At 70.1% G+C, this 7,869-nt stretch carries 7 protein-coding genes; 4 read left to right on the top strand and 3 right to left on the bottom strand.

Going from position 1 to position 7,869, the window contains the following annotated elements; all coding sequences use genetic code 11:
• Nucleotides 1-60: 60 nt before the first annotated feature.
• Entirely contained in the window at nt 61-441 is a 381-nt protein-coding gene (locus MPTA5024_RS16225) for a VOC family protein (protein ID WP_036324859.1), read from the bottom strand.
• A gap of 137 nt (nt 442-578) precedes the next feature.
• Complete coding sequence (locus tag MPTA5024_RS16220; RefSeq protein ID WP_232326491.1) at nt 579-1,493, bottom strand: LysR family transcriptional regulator; 915 nt, start codon at nt 1,491-1,493, stop codon at nt 579-581.
• Between the two features lie 162 nt (nt 1,494-1,655).
• On the opposite strand from MPTA5024_RS16220, the gene MPTA5024_RS16215 reads away from it, so the two are divergent.
• From MPTA5024_RS16215 to MPTA5024_RS16200, 4 genes are all read left to right on the top strand, one after another.
• Nucleotides 1,656-3,086, top strand: a complete 1,431-nt coding sequence (locus tag MPTA5024_RS16215) for a serine hydrolase domain-containing protein (protein ID WP_198167183.1) — start codon at nt 1,656-1,658, stop codon at nt 3,084-3,086.
• Nucleotides 3,087-3,260: 174 nt separating this feature from the next.
• On the top strand, nt 3,261-4,454 hold the full coding sequence (locus MPTA5024_RS16210; RefSeq protein ID WP_036324854.1) for an FAD-dependent monooxygenase: 1,194 nt from the start codon (nt 3,261-3,263) through the stop codon (nt 4,452-4,454).
• 119 nt (nt 4,455-4,573) lie between these two features.
• Complete coding sequence (locus MPTA5024_RS16205; protein ID WP_084369735.1) at nt 4,574-5,368, top strand: SDR family NAD(P)-dependent oxidoreductase; 795 nt, start codon at nt 4,574-4,576, stop codon at nt 5,366-5,368.
• Between the two features lie 142 nt (nt 5,369-5,510).
• The gene (locus MPTA5024_RS16200; protein ID WP_051458240.1) at nt 5,511-6,629 is read left to right on the top strand and encodes a sensor histidine kinase; all 1,119 of its coding nucleotides are present in this window, start codon (nt 5,511-5,513) and stop codon (nt 6,627-6,629) included.
• A gap of 194 nt (nt 6,630-6,823) precedes the next feature.
• On the opposite strand, the gene MPTA5024_RS16195 is transcribed toward MPTA5024_RS16200, so the two are convergent.
• Nucleotides 6,824-7,792, bottom strand: a complete 969-nt coding sequence (locus MPTA5024_RS16195) for a MerR family transcriptional regulator (RefSeq protein ID WP_036324852.1) — start codon at nt 7,790-7,792, stop codon at nt 6,824-6,826.
• Between the last annotated feature and the right edge of the window lie 77 nt (nt 7,793-7,869).

Below are 7,869 nucleotides of genomic sequence, written 5' to 3'. Positions count from 1 at the left end.
GACATCGCATGCGGTGGGGATGCCGGTGACGGCGAACGGCACGACCAGGCCGGCCGGGGGTCAGCCCGTGATCGGGGAGATCCACTCGGTGAGCTGGATCGCGACGCCGTTGGGGTCGGTGAGCTGCGCCATCAGCTCGCCCCACGGCTCCCGCCTGAGCGGGATGGTGATGGTGGCGCCTTCGCCGCGCAGGCGCTCGTACTCGGCGGCGAGGCCGGTGACCGTGAACACCACGATCACCTCTGTCAGTCCCTGGTCCGGCCGCCACCGCTCGGGGTCGCGCTCCATCAGGAGCAGGTCGACGGCCGCGTCGTCACGGCCCAGGGCGATGAACCCCTCGCCTGTCAGGATCTGCCGGAAGCCGAGATGGCCGGTGAAGAACCGGCTGGAAGCGGCCGGGTCGGCGACGGTCAGGGATACGGCGGAAGAGACGATGTTCACGCCACTGCACCAGAAAAGGGCATATCCCCATTCACCTCCCGACAGGCGTGTTCTTCGGACGGATCAAGCATCACGTGGGGCGGTGCCGCGGATCAACGGCGACTCTCGCAACGGTCGTTGACCCGCGGTTGACGGTCTCAGCCGGGCAGCGGTCCCAGGTCGCGCGCCACGCGGGCGAGGGCGCGGATGAGGTCGTTCTCCGCGTCGCTGCGCCACACCAGCCCGTACGGCAGCGCCGCCATGTCCGTGACAGGCACGTAGACGATGTCGGGGCGCGGGTAGTACCTGGTCACGTGGAGCGGGAAGAGAGCGACCGCCTCCCCGACGGCCGTGTGCAGGAAGATGTCGTCGACGGTCTCCACGAACGCGGTGCGGTCGATCGACCGGCCCTTCGGAGTGAGGTCCGGAACGTAGTGTCTGAACCAGTGGTCAGGCGCCGGACTGATGGCCACGTGCTGATAGTCGCCGACCGCCTCCAGGGAGGTCGTGGACCGCTTGGCGAGGGCGTTGTCGGCGGCCACGGCCAGCACCCTTGGCTCGGCGAAGAGCAGGGGACCCGCGGTCAGGTCGGGCTCCTCAACGGGAAACCAGGTGACCAGGATGTCGGTCTCCCCGTTGCGCAGCTGAGCGAAGGGATCGGTGAGTTCCGCCATCCGCAGGCGCAGCTCCCACTGCGGATGGCGGGAGCGGAAGGTCTCCCAGTACCGGCGCAGTTCCTGGACGTTGGCGGGAAACAGGCTGATGCGGAGGGTGCCGGTCTTGCCCCGGGCCGCCAGCCGGGCCCGTTCCAGGCTCTGCGTCAACCCCTGATGCAGGTGGCGCAGGTCGTCGCGGAGCTGCTCACCCACCGGCGTGAGCCGTACATTGCGGCTGTCCCGGGCGAAGAGCTCGACACCGATCGCCCGTTCCTGCTTCTTGAGCGCCTTGCTGACCGCGGCCACGGAGACGTGCAGCCGCTCCGCCGTACGGCCGAAGTGCAGCTCCTCGGCGAGGGTCAGGAAGATCTCGATGTCGCGGAGCTCCACCCCACCCCTCCCCGTCGATCCCGTCATCGAGATCGTCCATTCGGGTCGTAAGTATGACATGTCCGGCCATTGGAGTGACTGCCGCGAGTTTGCGGCGACCGGTTTCTCTTCGGAACCTCCGCGATTACCGAGAACGGGGTGAGTCGTTGTCTCGTGCCTCCATTTAGGTGGATTTGTTAGGGTGTCCGGATGCGTCCTCAGCGCACATTGCTGCCGCGGTCGACACCGGCCGCCTCGGGGATGTCGTCCCGTTCGATCGCCGCGCTGCTGGACCGGCTCGACGCACACTCCGTCGAGTGTCACTCCATCATGATCGTGCGCCACGGTCACGTCGTCGCCGAAGGCTGGTGGGCGCCGTACTCGGCCGACCGCCCGCACCTTCTCTACTCGGTGACCAAGTCGTTCACCTCGGTCGCCGTGGGACTCGCGATCGCCGACGGGCTGCTCTCGCTGGACGATCGGGTGGTGGACGTGCTGCCCGACCACGTTCCGGCCGGCATCTCGGAGCAGGGACGCCGTCTCACCGTTCACCACCTGCTGTCCATGACCGCCGGACACCGTACGGACAGCCTTGCCGAGGCCTGGCGGCTGGAGCCGGGCGACCTGGTGAAGGGCTTCCTGCGCGTACCGTTCCCCGAGGCCGAAGGAACCCGGCACACCTACGACAATCCGACCACCTTCATCCTGGCCCGGATGGTGGAACGGGTCACGGGCCGCGGCCTCCCGGAGCTGCTCGACGAGCGCCTCTTCACGCCGATGGGCGTCGACCACGCCGAATGGGACCGGGTGGCGAGCGGTGCCGCCTTCGGATTCCATGGACTTCACCTCACCACCGAGGCCGTCGCCGCCTTCGGTGAACTGCTGCTGCGCGGAGGCCTTTGGGGCGACCGGCGGCTCGTCCCGCGCGAATGGGTGGAGCTCGCGACCAGCCGGCACATCGACACCCTGCCGTTCGAGGACGGATCGCGAAACGCCGACTACCTCTGCGGGTACGGCTACCAGTTCTGGATGTCGCGTCACGGTTACCACGCTGACGGGGCTTTCGGCCAGCAATGCGTGGTCGTCCCGTCGCACGATCTCGTGGTCGCCGTGACCAGTGCCAATCCGCAGCCACAGGCGATGTTCGACGCACTGTGGGAGTGCCTGCTGCCCGGCGTGGACCACGCGGGAAGCAGCCGGGACGACGAGATCCTCGCCGATCGGCTGCGGCGGCTGTCGTTGGCGCCGGTGCCGGGTTCGGCCGCCCCGGAGCGCTCGGTCAAGGCGAGGATCGACGGCTCCGCCGAGGGTTCGGCGCTGCCCGGCGGGACCACGGTGGTCGTCGATCCCGTGGACGGTGGATGGCTCCTGCGACTCGGGTCGTTCCTCAACGTCGAGGTCGGCCACGGCGAGTGGCGGGAGAGTTCGCCGCTCGGCCGCCCTGTTGTCGCGACCGGCGCCTGGCAGGGCGACACGTTCGTCGCCGAGCTTTACGTCATCACCACCCCGCACCGGGTTCGGCTGGTGGTCGACGCCGATGCGGGGACGGCGGCGGCGACGTGGAGCATCCCGCCTCTGACCAGCCCCGATCTGGCGCTGCATCTGCGGTCGCCGCTGATGACACGGCCCGACGTCGCGTAGGCGATGTGGGCCGGCCCCACGCCACCCATCCGCAATCCCACGACCAGCGCCAGCGCTTGATCCTGGCGCCATAGAGGCGTGCCCACGTCCGTCGCTAGCGTCACTGTTACTAGTTGACATAGGACTAGTTTCAGTGACACTATTCCTTCATCGGCTGACGAAACGGAGTGGGACATGAGCAAGGTGAAGACCGCCCTCGTCATCGGGGGAGGCATCGCCGGACCGGTGACGGCGCTCGCACTGGCCAAGGCGGGCATCCAGGCCACCGTTTACGAGGCGCACGGGGAGCCGGCCGACGGCGTCGGGGCGATGCTCAGCCTGGCGCCCAACGGACTGAGCGCGCTGCAGATCATCGGTGCGGACAAGGTCGCGCAAGCCGTCGGCCACCCGGTCCCCGGGGTCGTGATGGCCGACGGCGGCGGCAACCAGGTGGCCGAGTTCGGCGGCTTCCCCGGCCTGCCTCCGACTCACGCGATGGCCCGGGCGGACCTGTTCCGGGCGCTGGCCGACCACGCGACGGCGCGCGGCGTGCCGATCCACTACGGCAAGCGGCTGGTCGCCGCCGACGACACCGGCGACGCTGTCACCGCCACCTTCTCCGACGGCAGCACCGCGACCGCCGACGTGCTGATCGGCGCCGACGGCATTCGCTCCACCGTGCGCGGGCTCATCGATCCCACCGCGCCGGGCCCCGAGTACGGCGGCGTGCTCAGCTTCGGCGGCTACGCCGTCGGCAGCGACGTACGGGCCGAGCCCGGCACCATGTACTTCGCCTTCGGCCGCACGTTCATCGGCTACTGGCGCCTGCCCGATGGGCGGATCTGCTGGTTCGCCGGTCTCCCCCGCACCACCCCGCTCAGCTCCGCGGAGGTCGGCCGCAGACCCGCCGCCGAATGGCTCGCCGAACTGCGCGACCTGTACGCGGGCCACGTCCCGGGCGAGAAACTGCTGGCCGGCACCGACCCGCGCGACCTGATGATCGTCGGCCCGATGGAGCGGATGCCCTCGGTGCCGACCTGGCACCGCGGCCGGATGGTGCTGGTCGGCGACTCCGCCCATGCCCCGTCCTCCAGCTCCGGGCAGGGAGCCTCCCAGGCCATCGAGAGCGCTGTGGAACTTGCACGCTGCCTGCGCGACCTGCCCACCCCCGAGGCCGCGTTCACCGCGTACGAGCACCTGCGCCGCGATCGGGTGGAGATGATCGGGGGCGACGCCGCCGCCAAGAACAAGGCCAAGGCCGGCCAGGCCGGCGAAAGGCCCGTCATGCCCACCCCCGAGCAGATGTTCGGGCCTGTCCATCGCCACCGCATCAGCTGGGACGAGCACGTCATCGCCGTGGACGACTCGGTACCCGCACCGCAGAGGTAGATTCCCTCCGAGCCGCCTCGGGGCGCGTGCATCTCCTGCATCGCGCTCCTGTATCAAGGCTGAACCGACGCGGGAGACCTCTGTCAGCCCGGCGCCCTACAGGCCTACAATCCCCGATCATGAAGGGCAGACTGGTGGTCGTGACCGGTGCGGCGAGCGGCATCGGGAGGGCCACCGCGCTCGCCTTCGCCGCCGCCGGCGCCCGTGTGGTCGGGGCCGATCTCATGGAACCGGCCGACGGCGTGGCCGACGGCGTGTGCGGCTACCAGGTGGACGTTTCCGACGCCGAGCGGGTGGAGGAGTTCGCCGCAGCCGTCGTACGGGACCACGGCGTGCCCGACGTGCTGGTCAGCAACGCCGGTATCGGCATGACCGGGCCCTTCCTCGCCACCACGGCCGGCGACTGGGCGCGGATCGTCGGCGTCAACGTGTTCGGGGTGGTGCATTGCGCTCGGGCCTTCGCGCCCGCGATGGCCGAGCGTGGATCCGGGCACATCGTCAACGTGGCCTCGGCTGCGGCCTTCGCCCCGTCCCGCTCGTTGTCGGCCTACGGGGCGACGAAGTCGGCGGTGGTCATGTTCTCCGAATGCCTGCGCGGGGAGATGGCGGGCCACGGGGTCGGAGTGACGGTGGTCTGTCCCGGGCGAATCAGGACACCGATCACAGAGGCGACGCGGTTCGTCGGCCGCAGCCCGGAGGAGGAGGCCCAGGCGCGCGCCCGGATGACCACGCAGTATCGCAAGGCGCTACCGCCGGAGACGGTGGCGGCGGCGATCCTGAAAGCGGTACGGACGAACCCGCCACTGGTCTCGGTCGGGCTGGATGCCAAAGCGGCGCACGCACTGTGGAGGGTCGCCCCGGGCATCATGCGTCGCCTCGCCCGCAACGGCCCGGCCGACCAACTGGGCTCGTAGCGCCCTCGTAAATCTGCACGGGCCGGGCCGCAGCCACTGCGCACGCGCCGCCGGTGACCGCCGGGCCCGCACTGACCGCATGAACGCAGAGGCTGGGCGCGCGGGCTCTCGCCATCTTTCGGCCCGCTAGCGTGACGTCCTGATGAACCGACTCTTCCGGGGCGACGAAGGCCCCCAGCTGCTGCAACGGACCTTCTGGATGTCGTTCGGGCTCCTGTTCCTGGCCCCGGTCGTCGCGGCGGTGGCGCACTACGAGGGAACGCGGCGCTGGCTGGGCGTCGCGGCCCTGATGGCGTTCGTGCTGATGTACTGCGCGGCGGCGTTCGTGCGGTGGAGCTGGGACGACCCTTCCACAGTGCGGTCGTTGGCTGTGCCGGCGACGTTCGCGCTGCTGGCGACGGGGCTGCCGCCGCTGTTCGGGCTCGAATGGCTGGGTCTGCCGATCTACCTGGCCTTCGTGCTGGCCATGTCGCTGCCGCTGCGATGGGCCCCGATCGGGGTGCTGGGCTCGATGGCGGTGGTGGCCGGTGACGGGGTGCTGATCGGCGCCCCGGCAACGATGATCGGCGGGATCGCACTCGTGCTGCTGGCGTTCGGGATGATGATGGTCGCGCTCCGCCATTCACGGACCCTGGTGGCGCAGCTGCGGGAAGCACGCGGAGAGGTCGCCCGGCTCGCCGCCGCCGACGAGCGGCTGCGCATCGCCCGCGACCTACATGACCTGCTCGGCCACAGCATGTCGCTGATCGTGCTGAAGAGCGAGCTTGCGCGACGGCTGGCCGACCGCGACCTGGACCGCGCCCTCACCGAGGTCGGCGAGATCGAGTCGGTGGCGCGGTCCTCGCTGGCGGAGGTGCGCGAGGCGATCTCCGGCTACCGGCGGCGTGACCTGGGCGAGGAACTAGACGGCGCGCGGACGGTCCTGGCGGCGGCCGGGGTCGAGACGACGGTCCGGATGGCGGGCGCGCCCCTGCCGGAGGCGGCCGACGGCGTGTTCGGATGGGCGGTGCGCGAGGCGGTCACCAACGTCATCCGCCATGCCCGCCCCTCACGCTGCGTCATCGAGGTGGGGCGCGACGGCGGCGAGGCGGTGCTGGAGGTCCGCGACAACGGCCGGGCCAGGGGTAAGCCCGTTCCGGGCAACGGCCTGAACGGGCTGTCCGAGCGCGTCGCGGCTGCAGGCGGCACCATGGTGTCCGGCCCGCTGCCGGACGGCGGCTTCCGGGTCGCGGTCCGCGTTCCCCTGAGGTCCGCACCATAATCAGTCTCAGCTGGCGTAAGACCGGAACATGGTGCGGAGGGGTGGTCCCGGCCGCCGGCGGCCGGGACCGGAGCTCACGCCACAGGCCCGGCCGCCGAGCTCACGCCGTGCTCTGTTGAAGGGGAGCCGGCGGTTCGCCTACCTGACGACGGAGCGTGCCCCGTGCGCTGCGCCTGTCGGCATGACCAGGGTGGTCAGACCATGCCGTCCTGTTCGGCGTCGCGCTCCCGCTCCATGTGGGCACGCAGTGCCCGGATGAACCAGTCGAACACCGGGGCCAGGCTCTCGGGGACCGGCCAGCCGTTGATCACGGCCAGCAGCTGCCAGTACCGCTCCACGCGGGGATCATTTGCGGTCTCCAAGCGCGTCAGCAGCCAACGCTGCAGGTCGGCGTCGTCGGGACGGCCGAAGACGTGTGCGTAGCGGGCCGTGAGCGCTGTGATCACAGAAGCGGCCTGGGCCGAGGCCGGGGCGACACCCGCTGCCAGTGCCTGGCCGACCCGGTCGCGGACAGCCTCGGTGAGGTCGTGGTGCAGGCCCGTGGTGTCGCCTTGAGCGCGTTCGGCCGCCTGGTACTCGGCCATACGGCGCACCGAGGCGCGGAAGTCCGGATCCTGGGAGAGCTCGGCGAGTTCGACCCAGGCGCCGACCTGCTCCGGCGTGGGGTCGTCGGGCAGGTCGGGCATGGCCGAGCGCATCATGGCCACCAGCTCGGGGTTGGCGTCGACACCACCGAAGGTGTCGTCGATGAAGTCGCTGACGAGACGTCGGCGTTCGTCATCGGAAAGCTTGGCGAGCTTGTGCATCAGGTTCATCTCCTCAGGGGTGGAGCCACGTTTGGCTACGGCTCGTAGCACCGCACGCCGCAGTCGCAGGGTGCGGATCTGCACGTCCAGTGCTTCGGCGTGTGCTGCCGCGACCTCGGACAGCGAGATCTCCCGCTCCAGGACCTGCCGGACGGCGGCAAGGTCGAGTCCCAGGTCGCGCAGCGTCCGCACGAGATCCAGACGCGCGAGGGCGTCGATGTCGTAGAGCCGGTAGCCGGCCGGGCTGCGGTCAGTCGGCGGCACGATCCCCGAGTCGGAGTAGAACCGTATGGTCTTGACCGTCAGCCCGGTCCGCCGGGCCAGATCGCCGATCGAGTAAAGCGTGTCGCCGTCCATGCTCCGTACCCTCGCGTCTCCCCCTACTGGAGACTCAAGCTTCTCCTGTGAGCCGTAGCTGGACGGCCGGGTTCCTA

Origin of the sequence: Microbispora sp. ATCC PTA-5024, from assembly GCF_000511135.2 — a bacterium.
Taxonomy (GTDB): Bacteria; Actinomycetota; Actinomycetes; order Streptosporangiales; family Streptosporangiaceae; genus Microbispora; species Microbispora corallina.
This window is presented reverse-complemented; position numbering and strand designations above follow the sequence as displayed.

Coding starts and splice junctions, on each gene's coding strand:
- MPTA5024_RS16220 (WP_232326491.1), bottom strand. CDS start 1,493: ATGACGGGATCGACGGGGAGGGGTGGGGTGGAGCTCCGCGACATCGAG.
- MPTA5024_RS16215 (WP_198167183.1), top strand. CDS start 1,656: ATGCGTCCTCAGCGCACATTGCTGCCGCGGTCGACACCGGCCGCCTCG.
- MPTA5024_RS16210 (WP_036324854.1), top strand. CDS start 3,261: ATGAGCAAGGTGAAGACCGCCCTCGTCATCGGGGGAGGCATCGCCGGA.
- MPTA5024_RS16205 (WP_084369735.1), top strand. CDS start 4,574: ATGAAGGGCAGACTGGTGGTCGTGACCGGTGCGGCGAGCGGCATCGGG.
- MPTA5024_RS16200 (WP_051458240.1), top strand. CDS start 5,511: ATGAACCGACTCTTCCGGGGCGACGAAGGCCCCCAGCTGCTGCAACGG.
- MPTA5024_RS16195 (WP_036324852.1), bottom strand. CDS start 7,792: ATGGACGGCGACACGCTTTACTCGATCGGCGATCTGGCCCGGCGGACC.